Origin of the sequence: Pseudomonas sp. NFIX28 (assembly GCF_900107395.1) — a bacterium.
Lineage (GTDB): Bacteria > Pseudomonadota > Gammaproteobacteria > Pseudomonadales > Pseudomonadaceae > Aquipseudomonas.
Genome location: NZ_FNPW01000013.1, coordinates 19,953 through 34,005 on the forward strand (window position 1 = coordinate 19,953; position 14,053 = coordinate 34,005).

Consider the following 14,053-nt stretch of genomic DNA (forward strand, 5'->3'; position numbering starts at 1 on the left):
CGTACAGTGCCTAGCCTAATGGGGCAACGCTTCGACGATGATCGCCAGTTCCTGCCGGGAGAACTGGCCGGCCTGCACGGCGGCAACAATGTCCTCGCGCGTGATCGCTGTTTTGTCCGAGGCCTGCTCGGTATCGATATTCCACAACCACAAGGGGCTGATCGATGCCTGCCCCGGCCAGAAGACTTTCGGCAAGGCTTCCTGAGCGATGACGCCCTTGTGATAGAAGTACGCCAAATAGCGGCTGTGGCCCTCGGCAAAGCTGGTGTCGTGATACAGCACAGTGCCGACGGGCAATGCCGCCGACGCTTGTCCCTCGATCGCCAAGGGCTCCAGGGTCTTGAAGCGGCTCATGCCGGCAGTGGGGCCGGCAAGCGTCAGCCACAGCCAGGCGATCCAGCCGCCGAGGGCCATCAGCAGCAGGCTGGCGAGAGCCTTGAGGGTAAAGGTCTTGAGGGTCATAACTGGCCTGCCTGCGTCCTTTCGAGTGAGCCGTTGCCAATGGCCGCCACGATAACATCGCCCATTGCACTGCGTTGTCATCCCGCCCGGCCAAACTGTCACGCGTTTGGCCCAGGCCGGCTTTTTACACCCATCCTTGAGCGTGGCTCAAAGACACTTTGTAGGATCCTGCCACAGCTTCAAGGTTGGTGATCCGGGGACTGGCACGTATGATGCATCACAATTTCCCGCAGATTAGAAGCCTATGTCCCTGATAGTTCTACTGCTTCTGCCCTTTATCGGCAGCTGTCTGGCGGCCCTGCTGCCGCACAACGCACGTAACACCGAATCCCTGCTGGCGGGCCTGGTCGCCTTGGCCGGCAGCGTGGCGGTGGCTTCGCTGTATCCGCAGATCGCCCATGGCGGAGTGATCCGCGAAGAGTTCAACTGGCTGCCTAGCCTCGGCCTGAATTTCGTCCTGCGCATGGACGGTTTCGCCTGGCTGTTCTCGATGCTGGTGCTGGGCATCGGCACCCTGGTGTCGCTGTATGCGCGCTACTACATGTCGCCGGAAGACCCGGTGCCGCGCTTCTTCGCGTTTTTCCTGGCCTTCATGGGCGCCATGCTCGGCCTGGTGATTTCCGGCAACCTGATCCAGATCGTGTTCTTCTGGGAACTGACCAGCCTGTTCTCCTTCCTGCTGATCGGTTACTGGCACCACCGCTCCGATGCCCGGCGCGGGGCCTACATGGCGCTGATGGTCACTGGCGCGGGGGGCTTGTGCCTGCTGGCGGGGGTGATGCTGCTCGGCCATGTGGTCGGCAGCTACGACCTTGACCAGGTCCTGGCTGCCGGAGATCTCATCCGAGCCCATGCCCTCTACCCCATTCTCTTGCCGCTGATCCTGATCGGCGCCCTCAGCAAAAGCGCACAGTTCCCCTTCCACTTCTGGCTGCCCCACGCCATGGCCGCGCCGACACCGGTCTCGGCCTACCTGCACTCGGCGACCATGGTCAAGGCCGGGGTGTTCCTCCTCGCCCGCCTCTGGCCCGCGCTGTCCGGCAGCGAAGAATGGTTCTGGATCGTCAGCGGCGCCGGTGCCGCCACCCTGGTGCTGGGCGCCTACTGCGCGATGTTCCAGAACGACCTCAAGGGCCTGCTGGCCTACTCGACCATCAGCCACCTGGGCCTGATCACCCTGCTGCTGGGCCTGAACAGCCCGCTGGCCGCCGTGGCCGCGGTGTTCCATATCCTCAACCACGCCACTTTCAAGGCCTCGCTGTTCATGGCCGCCGGCATCATCGACCACGAAAGCGGCACCCGCGATATCCGCAAGCTCAACGGCCTGATCAAGCTGATGCCGTTCACCGCGACCCTGGCCATGGTCGCCAGCGCGTCCATGGCCGGCGTGCCGCTGCTCAACGGCTTCCTGTCGAAAGAGATGTTCTTCGCCGAGACCGTGTTCATCAATTCCACCGCCTGGGTCGAGGCCGCCCTGCCGGTGATCGCCACCATCGCCGGGACCTTCAGCGTCGCCTATTCCCTGCGCTTCACCGTGGATGTGTTCTTCGGCAAGCCGGCCGAGGACCTGCCGCACACGCCCCACGAGCCGCCTCGCTGGATGCGCGCGCCGGTGGAGCTGCTGGTGTTCACCTGCCTGCTGGTGGGGATCTTCCCGGCGCAGATGGTCGGCCCGCTGCTGGCCGCGGCCGCCCAGCCGGTGGTCGGCGGCACACTGCCGGAGTACAGCCTGGCCATCTGGCACGGCCTGAACGCGCCGATGGTCATGAGCCTGATCGCCATGTCCGGCGGCATCCTGCTCTACCTGTTGCTGCGCGCGCCGCTGGTGCGCGGTGATTTCGCCTATCCGCCGCTTATCGGCCGCTTCAACGGCAAGCGCCTGTTCGAGCGCAGCCTGGTGAGCATGATGCGCCTGGCCCGTCGCCTGGAGCGACGGATCAGCACCCAGCGCCTGCAGACCCAGCTGTTCCTGCTGGTGCTGGTGGCGGTGCTGGCCGGCCTGATCCCGATGCTCTATAGCAGCCTGAGCTGGGGCGACCGGCCGAAGATCCCCGGCTCCATCGTCTTTGTCACCCTCTGGCTGCTGGCCATCGCCTGCGCCCTGGGCGCCGCCTGGCAAGCCAAGTACCACCGCCTGGCAGCACTGACCATGGTCAGCGTCTGCGGCCTGATGACTTGCGTGACCTTCGTCTGGTTCTCCGCGCCGGACCTGGCCCTGACCCAACTGGTGGTGGAAGTGGTGACCACAGTGCTGATCCTGCTCGGCCTGCGCTGGCTGCCACGGCGGATCGAGGAGGTCTCGCCACTGCCCGGCAGCGTGCCCAAGGCGCGGATCCGTCGCCTGCGCGACCTGTTGCTGTCGATCGCCGTCGGCGTCGGCATGGCGCTGCTGTCCTACGCCATGCTGACCCGCCCGACCCCCAACGACATTTCCTCGTTCTACCTGAGCCGCGCGCTGCCCGAAGGCGGCGGCAGCAATGTGGTGAATGTGATGCTGGTGGACTTCCGCGGCTTCGACACCCTGGGCGAGATCACCGTGCTGGTGGCCGTGGCCCTGACGGTGTTCGCCCTGCTGCGACGCTTCCGCCCGCCGAAGGAAAGCATGCAATTGCCAGCCCAGCAGCGCCTGCTGGCGCCCGACGTGGTCACCGACCTGGTCAACCCGCGCCAGGCCAGCGACACCGCCCTGGGTTTCATGATGGTGCCGGCGGTGCTGGTGCGCCTGCTGCTGCCGATCGCCCTGGTGGTGTCGTTCTACCTGTTCATGCGCGGCCACAACCTGCCGGGCGGCGGTTTTGTCGCCGGCCTGGTGATGTCGGTGGCGTTCATCCTGCAATACATGGTGGCCGGCACCCAGTGGATCGAGGCCCAGATGAGCCTGCGGCCGCTGCGCTGGATGGGCACCGGCCTGCTGTTCGCCACCCTGACCGGGCTCGGCGCCCTGGCGTTCGGCTACCCGTTCCTGACCACCCATACCCTGCACCTGCACCTGCCGCTGCTCGGTGATATCCATATCGCCAGCGCGCTGTTCTTCGACATCGGCGTGTATGCCGTGGTGGTCGGTTCGACCCTGCTGATCCTCACCGCGCTGGCGCACCAATCGGTGCGGGCGCACAAGCCGAGCCCCGTCAAATCCCTTGCCAAGACAGGAGCCACCGCCTGATGGAAGAAGTCATCGCAATTGCCATTGGTGTACTGGCGGCCTCCGGGGTCTGGCTGGTGCTGCGGCCACGGACCTTCCAGGTGGTGATGGGCCTGTGCCTGCTGTCCTACGGGGTCAACCTGTTCATCTTCAGCATGGGCAGCCTGTTCATCGGCAAGGAGCCGATCATCAAGGACGGCGTGCCCCAGGACCTGCTGCACTACACCGACCCACTGCCCCAGGCGCTGGTGCTCACGGCGATCGTCATCAGCTTCGCCATGACCGCGCTGTTCCTGGTGGTCCTGCTGGCGTCCAGGGGCCTGACCGGCACCGACCACGTGGACGGCCGGGAGCCCAAGGAATGAGCCTGATGCCGCACCTGATCGTCGCGCCCATCCTGCTGCCGCTGCTGACTGCCGCGGTGATGCTGATGCTCGGCGAGAAACACCGCCCGCTCAAGGCCCGGATCAACCTGTTCTCGAGCATGCTCGGCCTGGGCATCTCGGTGCTGTTGTTGTGCTGGACCCAGCAGACCGGCGTGCCCGGTTCGGTCGGCGTGTACCTGCCGGGCAACTGGCAGGCGCCGTTCGGCATCGTGCTGGTGGTCGATCGCCTGTCGGCGCTGCTGCTGGTGCTTACCGGAATCATCGGCGTCAGCGCCCTGCTGTTCGCCATGGCCCGCTGGGACCGCGCCGGGGCCAGCTTCCATGCGCTGTTCCAGATCCAGCTGATGGGCCTGTACGGCGCCTTCCTGACCGCCGACCTGTTCAACCTGTTCGTGTTCTTCGAAGTGCTGCTCGCCGCCTCCTATGGCCTGATGCTTCACGGCTCGGGGCGTGCACGGGTGTCCGCCGGCCTGCACTACGTGGCGATCAACCTGCTGGCTTCGTCGCTGTTCCTGATCGGCGCGGCGATGATCTACGGCGTCACCGGCACCCTGAACATGGCCGACCTGGCGCTGAAGATCCCGCTGGTGCCGGAGGCCGACCGTGGCCTGCTGCACGCCGGCGCGGCGATCCTCGCCACCGCGTTCCTGGCCAAGGCCGGCATGTGGCCGCTGAATTTCTGGCTGGTGCCGGCCTATTCCGCGGCCAGCGCGCCGGTGGCGGCGATGTTCGCGATCATGACCAAGGTCGGCGTCTACACCCTGCTGCGCCTGTGGACCTTGCTGTTCTCCGGCCAGGCCGGGGCCTCGGCCTACTTCGGCGGCGACTGGCTGATCTACGGCGGCATGGCGACCATCGTCTGCGCGGGCCTGGCGATCCTTGCCGCGCAACGCCTGGAACGCATGGCCAGCCTGAGCATCCTGGTCTCGGCCGGGATCCTCCTGGCGGCAATCGGCTTCGCCCAGCCGCGGCTGGTTGCCGGCGCGCTGTTCTACCTGGTCAGCTCGACCCTGGCCCTGAGTGCGCTGTTCTTGCTCGCCGAGCTGATCGAGCGCTCGCGCTCGGCCAATGAAATCCCCCTGGACGATGAGGCCGAGGCCCTGCCCCGGCCCATGGAATCGCTGCAACCGCCACCGGGCACCAACCTCGACGACGAACAGAAGGCCGTGGTCGGCCAGGTGATTCCCTGGACCATGGCCTTCCTCGGCCTGAGCTTCATTGCCTGCGCGCTGCTGATCGTCGGCATGCCACCGCTGTCGGGGTTCATCGGCAAGCTGAGCCTGATCGGCGCCCTGCTTGACCCGCTGGGGTTGGGCCAGGCCAGCGAGGCGCCGCTGTCGAGCGCTGGCTGGGGCCTGCTGGCCTTGCTGGTTCTTTCCGGGCTGGCGTCGCTGATCGCCTTTTCGCGCCTGGGCATCCAGCGTTTCTGGACCCCGCAAGAGCGGCCGTCGCCGCTGCTGCGGCGCTTCGAATGCGTGCCGATCATCGCCCTGCTCGGGCTGTGCATGCTGCTGACCGTCAAGGCCGAACCGCTGCTGCGCTTTACCCAGGCCGCCGCCGACAGCCTCAACGACCCGCAACAATACGTGATGGCCGTGCTCGGCACCCGGGCGATTCCCAGCCCCGAGGCCCAGGCGGCATTGCAGGAGGTGCAGCCATGAAGCGCCTGTTCCCGGCTCCCTGGCTGTCGCTGGCGCTGTGGCTGCTGTGGCTGCTGCTGAACCTGTCCGTCAGCCCCGGCAACCTGCTGCTCGGCGCGCTCCTGGGGTTCTGCGCGCCGCTGATGATGCGGCCGTTGCGGCCGTTGCCGATCCGCATCCGCCGCCCGGCGACCATCCTGCGCCTGCTCCTGGTGGTCGGCCGCGATGTGCTGCTGTCGAACCTGGCCGTGGCCTGGGGCGTACTCAATGCCGGGCGTCGTCCGCCGCGCTCGCGCTTCGTCAAGGTGCCGCTGGAGCTGCGCGACGCCAACGGCCTGGCCGCGCTCTCGACCATCACCACGGTGGTGCCGGGCACGGTGTGGTCCGAGCTGTCCCTGGACCGCAGCATCCTGCTGCTGCATGTGTTCGATCTGGACGATGAAGCCGCGTTCATCCAGCACTTCAAGGCAACCTACGAGCGCCCGTTGATGGAGATCTTCGAATGAGTGCCCTGCTCGCCAATGCGATCCTGTTCAGCCTGTTCCTGTTTTCCGTGGCCATGGTCCTGACCCTGGTCCGGCTGTTCAAGGGCCCCTCAGCCCAGGACCGGGTCCTGGCGCTGGATTACCTGTACATCCTGGCGATGCTGATGATGCTGGTGCTGGGCATCCGCTACGCCAGCGACACCTATTTCGAGGCGGCGCTGCTGATCGCCCTGTTCGGCTTCGTCGGCTCCTTCGCCCTGGCCAAATTCCTCCTGCGCGGCGAGGTCATCGAATGAATTCCGTTACTGGACTGTCGTTATGGATCGAGGTGCCGGTGGCGATCCTGCTGGTGCTCGGCAGCACCTTCGCGCTGATCGGCGCCCTGGGCTTGCTGCGCATGAAGGATTATTTCCAGCGCATGCACCCGCCGGCCCTGGCCTCGACCCTGGGCGCCTGGTGCGTGGCCCTGGCGTCGATCCTGTATTTCTCGGGGATGAAGTCGGGGCCGGTGCTGCACGCCTGGCTGATCCCGATCCTGCTGTCGATCACCGTGCCGGTGACCACCCTACTGCTGGCGCGGGCGGCGCTGTTTCGCAAGCGCATGGCCGGCCACGACGTACCGGCGGAGGTCAGCAGCCGGCGCAGTGAGAGTGGAAGTTGAGTTCAGCGGAGTCTCAACGGGCCATCGCGGGCAAGTCGAATCGCCGCCCGCTCGCTCCTACAAGGATCGCATCGTTCTCGATGACAGGAACAACGCGGCTTTTGTAGGAGCGAGGCTTGCCCGCGAAGCTTTTGCTCAGTTCCAGGCCACCACCAGCAACCCCGCCCCCAGCACCACGCACAGCGGTGAATAGAACAGCGTGTCCAGCCGGGCGAACCGCGAGCCGCTGGCCTCCTTGAAGAAACCCACCAGATTCGAGTCGCCCACGGCCCGGGCGAACATCAGCAAGGCTATCGCGCTGATCACCCATTGCAGCGCCGGGTGGCTCACCGTCGGCAGGTAGAGGCCCACCCGCAGGCACACCAGCATGGCGACCAGCAGCAAGCCCACCGCCACCAGCAAGGTGGCGAAACCCGAAGGCTTGAAGGCCGGCTCCAGCTCGCCCGGCGTCCTGCCCGGCACCTGGGGGATCACCGCCTCGCTGCCGCGCTTGCCGCCGGCGGCCCAGTACAGGTGGACCAGGCTGATCAGCAGGAAGGATGCCGCCATCCACTGCGCGATCAAAACATTCATATGCAAACATCCATGGCAAAAAATGTTGCTGAAGAATGGACCCGCTCGCGCGTTTTTGTAAGTACGTTCGTCGCCTGCGATGGTAAAGTGCCGCCCCATGAAACTCGCCCAAACCGATCGCTCGCTCGTTGCCTGGATGCTCTATTGCTGCGTCCTGTTCAACGTATTTGCCTGCAGCATCGGCCATGGGCAGATGGTCGGCCAGCAGCTCAATGGCATTGGCGGCCAGTTCTGTACGGTGGACCCGCGCACCCAGGCGCCCGCCTCCTCGAACAGCCCTGTCGACGAATCGCTGCCAACCCTGTCCAAGGCCTTCGGTTGCCCGCTGTGCTCCACCGGCGGCATGGGCCCGGCGTTTAACTCCAGCCTGACCCTGGCGATCCTGCCGCAGCACCACAGCCCGCCACTGGCGCCGCGCTCCAACGCTGACATCCCCGCCCGCTTCACCTGGCCCGCGGCCCACCCGCGAGCGCCGCCCGCCTTCGCCTGAGTCTTTCACCCTTGCCATCAGCCCGCCCCGTGCCAATGCACGGCGTCAGGGTCTGTACGGAAAGCACCGTCGCGCTATGCAGGCCATGCCGTGTTAAAAGCAGGCTCGCCTGACCTTCGCTCGCCGATTTTTCGTACGGACCCTGAGCTGTGGGCTGCTTCCTAGCCAAGCATTCAGGATCTACCGATGAAACACATTCCCCTGCTGGCCAGCCTGTGCGGCTGCCTGTCCGTCAGCGCCTGGGCGCAATCCAGCCTCGACCTGGCACCGATCACCATCGACGGCGAGCAACCCGTCGAACCCGGCCTGGCCCTCGACCAGCCCAGCGGCATGGCCTCGCGCCTGGGCCTGAGCGTGCGCGAAACCCCGGCCTCGGTGGCCGTGGCCAACCGCAACGATATCGAGCGGCGCGGCGCGCAGAACTTCCAGGACGCCGCCAACACCCTGCCCGGGGTCAACGCCAGCGCCCCGCCGGGGTTCGGCGGCTTTGTCTCGTACCGTGGTTTCACCAGCAGCCAGATCACCCAGATGTTCAACGGCGTCAACGTTTCCGGCGGCCTGGCGCGGCCGGTGGACTCGTGGATCTATGACCGGGTCGAGCTGCTCGGCGGGCCTTCATCGCTGGTCAATGGCGCAGGCTCGGTGGGTGGCTCGCTGAACTACGTGACCAAGCTGGCCGACCGCCAGGAACGGGCCATCGAGGGCCAGGTCAGCTACGGCAGCTACGACACCACGCAAACCGCCTTCGGCCTCAACCACGCCCTCAGCGAGGCTGGCGACCAGGTGCAGCACTACGCCCGCCTCGACGTCAGCCACAACACCAGCAACGGCTACATCGACCGCCAGCAACGCGACGCCTGGAGCCTGGCGTTTTCCCTGCTCAGCGACCTGACGCCGGACCTGTCCCACACCCTGGCCCTGGAGTACCAGGACGAACACGAGGACAGCCCGTACTGGGGCACCCCGGTGCTCAACCCCAAGGCCGGCGAGCTGAAAATCGACAAGCACAACCGCTTCAACAACTACAACGTCGAGGACGGCCGCTACGAACAGCGCACGATCTGGGTACGCTCGATCGTCGACTACCGGATCAACGACAGCACCAGCCTGCGCAACACCCTCTACCACCTGGACAGCCAGCGCGACTACCGCAACCTGGAGACCTACCAGTACAACGCCGACAACAGCGCGGTGAACCGCTCCACGGCCTATCAGGTGCGGCATCAGGGCAAGCAGAACGGCAACCAGTTCGAGCTGCGCCACGACAGCTCGATCTTCGGCCTGGACAGCACCTGGTCCGGCGGTTTCGAGTACAAGGTCAACCGCACCACCAACTCGCCGCTGAACGTCAAGGCGGCCAACAGCGTCGATCCGAACGACTACCAGCCGGGGCATTTCTACGACCTGCCGGGCACCCGCCAGGGCTTTGTCGCCGACAAGACCAACGAGGCCACCACCCAGGCGCTGTTCGTCGAGAATCGCCTGGCCCTGACCGACCAGCTGGCGCTGCTCACTGGCCTGCGCTACGACCACATCGAGCTGGACGTGACCAACCACCGCCAGGTAACGCCGAGCAACCCGCGGCACCTCAAGCGCAGCTGGGAGCCGGTCACCGGCCGGGTCGGCCTGACCTACCAGTTCCTGCCCAGCGCCAACGTCTATGTGCAGTACAGCACCGCCGCCGAGCAGCCCAACGGCACCCAGGACTTCGACGTCTCCACGGGCAAGCAATGGGAGGTGGGCAGCAAGTTCGATTACCTGGACGGCCGCGGCTCGGCGACCCTGGCCGCCTACCGCATCGAGCGCAAGGACTTCGCGGTGACCGACCCGCTGGACCCGACCCTGAGCATCCCGGTGGGCCAACAGACCTCCAAGGGCATCGAAGTGGCCAGCTCGCTATGGGTCACGCCGAAGCTATTGCTGGAGGGCAATTTCGCCTGGGTCGATGCGCAGTACGACGAGTTCACCGAAAAGAACGCCGCGGGCGTGGTGGTGTCACGCAAGGGCAATACCCCGACCAACGTGCCGGACCGGGTCGGCAACCTATGGCTGACCTATGACCTGGCGCCGCAGTGGCAGGCCGGGGTCGATGCGCGCTATGTAGCGGCGGTGTACGCCGACACGGCCAATACCATGACCGTGCCGTCCTACACCCTGTACGGCACCTTCCTGACCTACAAGCTCGACAGCCACACGGCAATCACCGGACGCGTGCGCAACCTGACCAACGAGGTCTACGCCGAATTCGTCCATGCCTCGCCGGCTTATTACCTGGGTACGCCGCGGACCTTCGAGCTGGCGGTGCAGAGCCGCTTCTAGACGCATCGCGGGCAAGCCTCGCTCCTACAGGAGACGCATCGTTTGGCCTTCTGTAGGAGCGGAGCTTGCCCGCGATAGCGATCCCAACCTCACCACGGTTTCTTCAATCCAGACTCGCGCTGACCTTGTCCGCCACATCCCCGGGCAGCCACGCCCGCCACACTTGCGGATGCGCCTTGAGGAACGCCCGCGCCGCCTCCCGCGGCGGCGTGTGCTTCTCGCTCATCTCGGCCAATGCCTTGTTCAGCGACTCGATCGGCAAGTCGACCTTGCTGAAGAACTCGGTGATCTGTGGGTATTGCTTCTGGAACGGCGCGGACACGCCGATGGACAGCTTCGAGGCCAGTGAACGCGTGGGTCGCGGATTGGGATGGTCGGGGTCGGTCAGGGTTTTCCAGGCCTCGGCATCGAACGGTGGCTCTTCCAGCTGGATCAGTTTGAAGCGGCCAAGCAAAGGGGTCGGCGACCAGTAGTAGAACAGGATCGGCTGGCCACGGCGGATCGATGAAGTAATCTCGGCGTCCAGCGCCGCGCCGGACCCGCTGCGAAAATTCACATAGCTGTCGGTCAGGCCGTAGGCCTTGAGTTTCTGCTTGTTCACCACTTCCGAGGTCCAGCCGATGGGGCTGTTGAGAAAACGCCCCTTGCCCGGGCTTTCCGGGTCCTTGAACACGTCCTTGTAGCGTTTCAGGTCGGCGACGCTGCGCAGCCCCGGCGCCATGGGCTTGATGCCCTTGGCCGGGTCGCCCTTGACCACGTATTCCGGCACCCACCAGCCTTCGGTCGCGCCTTTCACCGTGTCGCCCAGGGCCATTACCTTGCCCTCGGCTTCGGCCTTGACCCACACCGGGCTGCGTCCGGCCCACTCTTCGCCGATGACCTGGATATCGTTGTTGGCCAGCGCGGTTTCCAGGGTGATGGTGGTGCCCGGCAAGGTGTCGGTCGGCAGGCCGTAGCCCTTCTCGACGATGATGCGCAGGATATCGGTGATCAGGCTGCCGCTTTCCCAGTTCAGGTCGGCGAAGTGGATCGGCGCCTGCGCCGCCGAGGCGCCGGCCGGTGCCAGCAAAATACCGAAGCCGAGCAGCGCGCCGCCCAATAGTGTCCGCAGTCCTTTCATGCCTGGTGCCCCTTTTGCTGTTCGCAGCGTTGCAGGATGGCCTCGCAGCCCAGGGCCGCCAGCCGCTGACAGGATCTGTACGAAAAGTCGGTAAGCGAAGGTCAGGCAAGCCTGTTTTTAACCCAGCATGGCCTGCGTAGCGCCAAAGGCGTACAGCGCGCAGCCACTTTTCGTTCAGAACCTATTAAGTCATCTGACTGTAGTAGAGGTTCCTACTTTCGAGGGGGCACTTCAGTTTTCGCCCTGCTCCTGCAGCTGCTGCAACTCGCGGCGCACCATGCTGGCGTACTCCGCCGGCTTCAGGACATACAGCTGCGAGGCCACCCAGCCCAGCCAGGCCCCTTGCAGCACGGCCTTTTGCGCGAACAGGCGCTGGGCCTCGGCGCGGGCGCGCGGAAGGTGCTGCTGGTGGAATTCGGCGCGGCTCACTCGCTGGCCTTGAAGCTCACCAGTTCACCCTTGCGCCATTTGGCGGCCTTGCCGGTCACGGCTTTCAGGGTCTTGGTCAGGCCTTCCTGCAATTGCTGGTGGGCGGCGAACACCGTCACCACGCTGTGGCCTTCCTTGAACAGGATGGCGTGGCCGTCGGCGGTGCTGACAAAAGCATATTCGCCCAGGCCGTAGACGGTCAGCTTGATCTCGCGAAAGCGGATTTCGAACTTGCCGCCTTCCCGGCTGGGCAGGACCGCGGCGCGAAAATGATCGCCGACTTTAAGCTCCAGGCGCGGCTTGTCGTCCACGACCATCGCCGTCTCGGTATCGATTTCGGCGACGTAAATGCCTTCCGGCGTCTGTTCGGTGATGTAGACGAAACGTGACTGGAACTGTTTGACCAGTTTTGCGCGCAAATCGCCCAAAACGAACAAAGCATGCATATCAAGATTACTTACTGCCAAGGAAAGGTCCCCGAAACTGAAAAATGACTCTGCCCGCGTAAACGCCGGACAGCAGAAAAAGGCGGCCGAGCCGGCGCCGTCACTCCACATGAAAAACTTGAAACAAGCCGAAAAAGTCACACCCGCCAACGCGTAGGCGCAAACACCGGAGCCCCCTTCCAAAGACATGCGGAAGGACTACCGGACCGTTTGGCCCGCATCAAGCGCTGAAGAAAGTGGTTCCGACCCGCCGAGAAAGCTGCGCACTCACTGTTGACCGGATAACTTCGCGATCCTTTCGTCACCGTTCATGGGACGGGAGTGCTGCAGGTAAACATCAATCTCCGACTACTTGGGCAATTCTAGAGCAACTTTGTGTATTCAGACCAACCCATGCAACAGCAAATCGTTGAAAAAAACCTCCTGCAGCGTGCCGCGCCGCCACTGGCGTGACTTAACTCAGCCATCGACGGGCAACAACTGCCATACTGCCGCGACTTGAAGCCAGCCACCTGCCAGGCCTCACCAGCATAATTTCCAGGGGAAGTCGCACGTGACGGAATTCGATATAGGCGAGTTTTTCATTCATGGCGAGGCCCGCGACGTCGAAGGCGAGTTCCAGGCCGTGATCGTGATGCGCGCCAAGCCACCGCTGCGCACCGTGCGCTGCCACCAGGTGGAAAGGGACCGCTGGTTCAAGACCGCGGAACTGGCCGAAGCCGCCGCCAAGGACGCGGCCCGCGCCCTCAAGCTGGCCGTCGACCAGGGCGCCCTGAACCTCTGAGCCCTGGTAAAGGATTGCCCCGCCCGACCGATACATTGGCGAGCCTTCATGCAAAGAGCGCCAAGATGATCGACCTCAATCCCCCTGCCCGCCGCCTTTCCCTGGCCGAGCCCGGCCTGCCGGGCTCGGCCAGCGACAGCCCGGCAAGCGATCCGCTGGACCTGCGCACGCCCATCACCCGGGCGGTCCAGGCCGCACCCGACGGCGTGCTCGACGCCAAGAAGAAACGCGCGAAGATGCTGCGCAAACAGATCGAGCAATTGCAGCAGCGGCTGCGCAAGGCCAACGAACGCCTGGCGATGGTGCAAAGCGCCGCCCGACATCGCTTCACCGACGCGCACATGCAGGCATTGTCCGCCGCCAGGGCCCAGGCCCAGGCCGCCAGCAGCGCCTTGTCGATGGCCCAGGTGGCGCTGTTCCAGGCGGAAAACGCCTTGATCGGCAGCGAAGCCTGAGCCCCCGGCAAACCGATCGAACTCCTGGCCGCCGTGCGTTTCAGATACAAGACAACGCCTGGATCGCCCACCTGCAAGGAGACCACCATGGACTCGCCGACCCACGACCTCAAAGGGCTGTTCGATCAGCTCGGCCTGGACTCCAGCCCCACGGCCATCGACGCCTTTATCGAACAGCATTCGCCGCTGCCCGACGACGTGCGGATGATCGATGCCGACTTCTGGACGCCCCAGCAAGCGGCCTTTCTCAAGGAAGAATTGCGCGAAGATGCCGACTGGGCGCGGGTGGTCGACGAACTCAACCTGCGCTTGCACCAGCGTCGTTAAGCCGAACGGCTAAATGCCGGATGCCCGGCCTTGTCCAGCGCCAGCTGGGCCAGCCAGGACGCCTGGCATTCCAGGGCCTCGTCCCGGCTGGCGAAGGCCGCGCCACGGCGCTCGCCATTGACCAGCACGACCCAGCACACATTCAGCCCGACCGCGCGAAAGGTGGCCGGTACACCGCTACCAATCATCACTGCGACATCGACTTTGCTTTGCATGAGGACTTCTCCTGGTAACTAGTTAGCTAGCTAACAATGATCGCCATACTAATGAGTTCCACTGCTGGGAAAAAGCCATCCCCTGCACAGCTTCGTTGCAGCGCCGGTAACAATGCCCG

The 14,053-nt window shown here is 64.9% G+C and carries 17 protein-coding genes; 11 read left to right on the plus strand and 6 right to left on the minus strand.

All coding sequences use genetic code 11. The features are described 5' to 3' along the window. Positions 1 to 15 precede the first annotated feature (15 nt). Complete coding sequence (locus BLV20_RS22445) at positions 16 to 462, minus strand: hypothetical protein (protein ID WP_092304645.1); 447 nt, start codon at positions 460 to 462, stop codon at positions 16 to 18. A gap of 244 nt (positions 463 to 706) precedes the next feature. Between BLV20_RS22445 and BLV20_RS22450 the strand changes: the two genes are divergently transcribed. From BLV20_RS22450 to BLV20_RS22475, 6 genes are read left to right on the plus strand one after another with little or no spacing between them, the layout of a single operon-like run. Continuing rightward, positions 707 to 3,625 carry a monovalent cation/H+ antiporter subunit A gene (locus BLV20_RS22450; RefSeq protein WP_092304646.1) on the plus strand — a complete coding sequence of 973 codons (2,919 nt, stop codon included), beginning with the start codon at positions 707 to 709 and terminating at the stop codon, positions 3,623 to 3,625. Further along, positions 3,625 to 3,969 carry a Na+/H+ antiporter subunit C gene (locus BLV20_RS22455; RefSeq protein ID WP_003202835.1) on the plus strand — a complete coding sequence of 115 codons (345 nt, stop codon included), beginning with the start codon at positions 3,625 to 3,627 and terminating at the stop codon, positions 3,967 to 3,969. Before BLV20_RS22450 ends, BLV20_RS22455 begins: the two co-directional genes overlap by 1 nt. After that, a complete protein-coding gene (locus tag BLV20_RS22460) occupies positions 3,966 to 5,651 on the plus strand; it encodes a monovalent cation/H+ antiporter subunit D (protein ID WP_092304647.1) in 1,686 nt (561 codons plus the stop codon). Before BLV20_RS22455 ends, BLV20_RS22460 begins: the two co-directional genes overlap by 4 nt. Further along, a complete protein-coding gene (locus BLV20_RS22465; RefSeq protein ID WP_092304648.1) occupies positions 5,648 to 6,136 on the plus strand; it encodes a Na+/H+ antiporter subunit E in 489 nt (162 codons plus the stop codon). Before BLV20_RS22460 ends, BLV20_RS22465 begins: the two co-directional genes overlap by 4 nt. Beyond that, positions 6,133 to 6,411 carry a K+/H+ antiporter subunit F gene (locus tag BLV20_RS22470; protein ID WP_009043397.1) on the plus strand — a complete coding sequence of 93 codons (279 nt, stop codon included), beginning with the start codon at positions 6,133 to 6,135 and terminating at the stop codon, positions 6,409 to 6,411. The genes BLV20_RS22465 and BLV20_RS22470 overlap by 4 nt, the downstream gene beginning before the upstream one ends. Further along, entirely contained in the window at positions 6,408 to 6,776 is a 369-nt protein-coding gene (locus BLV20_RS22475; RefSeq protein ID WP_092304649.1) for a Na+/H+ antiporter subunit G, read from the plus strand. Before BLV20_RS22470 ends, BLV20_RS22475 begins: the two co-directional genes overlap by 4 nt. A gap of 135 nt (positions 6,777 to 6,911) precedes the next feature. On the opposite strand, the gene BLV20_RS22480 is transcribed toward BLV20_RS22475, so the two are convergent. Next, a complete protein-coding gene (locus tag BLV20_RS22480; protein WP_092304650.1) occupies positions 6,912 to 7,349 on the minus strand; it encodes a DUF3995 domain-containing protein in 438 nt (145 codons plus the stop codon). A gap of 97 nt (positions 7,350 to 7,446) precedes the next feature. Between BLV20_RS22480 and BLV20_RS22485 the strand changes: the two genes are divergently transcribed. Both BLV20_RS22485 and BLV20_RS22490 read left to right on the plus strand, forming a co-directional pair. Further along, positions 7,447 to 7,839 (plus strand): DUF2946 domain-containing protein, encoded by a 393-nt coding sequence (locus tag BLV20_RS22485; protein WP_092304651.1) that lies wholly within the window; start codon positions 7,447 to 7,449, stop codon positions 7,837 to 7,839. Between the two features lie 186 nt (positions 7,840 to 8,025). Further along, positions 8,026 to 10,158 carry a TonB-dependent receptor gene (locus BLV20_RS22490; protein WP_092304652.1) on the plus strand — a complete coding sequence of 711 codons (2,133 nt, stop codon included), beginning with the start codon at positions 8,026 to 8,028 and terminating at the stop codon, positions 10,156 to 10,158. Positions 10,159 to 10,261: 103 nt separating this feature from the next. On the opposite strand, the gene BLV20_RS22495 is transcribed toward BLV20_RS22490, so the two are convergent. The 3 genes from BLV20_RS22495 to BLV20_RS22505 all read right to left on the minus strand — a co-directional run bounded on the left by BLV20_RS22495 (position 10,262) and on the right by BLV20_RS22505 (position 12,153). Then, positions 10,262 to 11,278 (minus strand): ABC transporter substrate-binding protein, encoded by a 1,017-nt coding sequence (locus BLV20_RS22495; RefSeq protein WP_092304653.1) that lies wholly within the window; start codon positions 11,276 to 11,278, stop codon positions 10,262 to 10,264. 231 nt (positions 11,279 to 11,509) lie between these two features. Further along, positions 11,510 to 11,707: a hypothetical protein gene (locus tag BLV20_RS22500; protein ID WP_092304654.1), complete on the minus strand. Its 198-nt coding sequence runs from the start codon at positions 11,705 to 11,707 to the stop codon at positions 11,510 to 11,512. Beyond that, on the minus strand, positions 11,704 to 12,153 hold the full coding sequence (locus tag BLV20_RS22505; RefSeq protein ID WP_092304655.1) for a hypothetical protein: 450 nt from the start codon (positions 12,151 to 12,153) through the stop codon (positions 11,704 to 11,706). The genes BLV20_RS22500 and BLV20_RS22505 overlap by 4 nt, the downstream gene beginning before the upstream one ends. Before the next feature lie 553 nt (positions 12,154 to 12,706). On the opposite strand from BLV20_RS22505, the gene BLV20_RS22510 reads away from it, so the two are divergent. From BLV20_RS22510 to BLV20_RS22520, 3 genes are all read left to right on the plus strand, one after another. Then, a complete protein-coding gene (locus BLV20_RS22510) occupies positions 12,707 to 12,937 on the plus strand; it encodes a hypothetical protein (RefSeq protein ID WP_092304656.1) in 231 nt (76 codons plus the stop codon). A 65-nt stretch (positions 12,938 to 13,002) separates the two neighbouring features. After that, positions 13,003 to 13,392 carry a hypothetical protein gene (locus BLV20_RS22515; protein ID WP_092304657.1) on the plus strand — a complete coding sequence of 130 codons (390 nt, stop codon included), beginning with the start codon at positions 13,003 to 13,005 and terminating at the stop codon, positions 13,390 to 13,392. 87 nt (positions 13,393 to 13,479) lie between these two features. Beyond that, positions 13,480 to 13,719 (plus strand): DUF2789 domain-containing protein, encoded by a 240-nt coding sequence (locus BLV20_RS22520; RefSeq protein ID WP_092304658.1) that lies wholly within the window; start codon positions 13,480 to 13,482, stop codon positions 13,717 to 13,719. Here BLV20_RS22520 and BLV20_RS22525 read toward each other — a convergent pair. Next, complete coding sequence (locus BLV20_RS22525; protein ID WP_092304659.1) at positions 13,716 to 13,934, minus strand: hypothetical protein; 219 nt, start codon at positions 13,932 to 13,934, stop codon at positions 13,716 to 13,718. The genes BLV20_RS22520 and BLV20_RS22525 overlap by 4 nt on opposite strands. Positions 13,935 to 14,053: the final 119 nt, after the last annotated feature.

Bases quoted from the DNA above. Each gene is read 5' to 3' on its own strand.
- BLV20_RS22455 (WP_003202835.1), top strand. From the start codon at position 3,625: ATGGAAGAAGTCATCGCAATTGCCATTGGTGTACTGGCGGCCTCCGGG.
- BLV20_RS22445 (WP_092304645.1), bottom strand. From the start codon at position 462: ATGACCCTCAAGACCTTTACCCTCAAGGCTCTCGCCAGCCTGCTGCTG.
- BLV20_RS22525 (WP_092304659.1), bottom strand. From the start codon at position 13,934: ATGCAAAGCAAAGTCGATGTCGCAGTGATGATTGGTAGCGGTGTACCG.
- BLV20_RS22480 (WP_092304650.1), bottom strand. From the start codon at position 7,349: ATGAATGTTTTGATCGCGCAGTGGATGGCGGCATCCTTCCTGCTGATC.
- BLV20_RS22485 (WP_092304651.1), top strand. From the start codon at position 7,447: ATGAAACTCGCCCAAACCGATCGCTCGCTCGTTGCCTGGATGCTCTAT.
- BLV20_RS22470 (WP_009043397.1), top strand. From the start codon at position 6,133: ATGAGTGCCCTGCTCGCCAATGCGATCCTGTTCAGCCTGTTCCTGTTT.
- BLV20_RS22460 (WP_092304647.1), top strand. From the start codon at position 3,966: ATGAGCCTGATGCCGCACCTGATCGTCGCGCCCATCCTGCTGCCGCTG.
- BLV20_RS22475 (WP_092304649.1), top strand. From the start codon at position 6,408: ATGAATTCCGTTACTGGACTGTCGTTATGGATCGAGGTGCCGGTGGCG.
- BLV20_RS22450 (WP_092304646.1), top strand. From the start codon at position 707: ATGTCCCTGATAGTTCTACTGCTTCTGCCCTTTATCGGCAGCTGTCTG.
- BLV20_RS22520 (WP_092304658.1), top strand. From the start codon at position 13,480: ATGGACTCGCCGACCCACGACCTCAAAGGGCTGTTCGATCAGCTCGGC.
- BLV20_RS22495 (WP_092304653.1), bottom strand. From the start codon at position 11,278: ATGAAAGGACTGCGGACACTATTGGGCGGCGCGCTGCTCGGCTTCGGT.
- BLV20_RS22515 (WP_092304657.1), top strand. From the start codon at position 13,003: ATGATCGACCTCAATCCCCCTGCCCGCCGCCTTTCCCTGGCCGAGCCC.
- BLV20_RS22505 (WP_092304655.1), bottom strand. From the start codon at position 12,153: ATGCATGCTTTGTTCGTTTTGGGCGATTTGCGCGCAAAACTGGTCAAA.
- BLV20_RS22465 (WP_092304648.1), top strand. From the start codon at position 5,648: ATGAAGCGCCTGTTCCCGGCTCCCTGGCTGTCGCTGGCGCTGTGGCTG.
- BLV20_RS22490 (WP_092304652.1), top strand. From the start codon at position 8,026: ATGAAACACATTCCCCTGCTGGCCAGCCTGTGCGGCTGCCTGTCCGTC.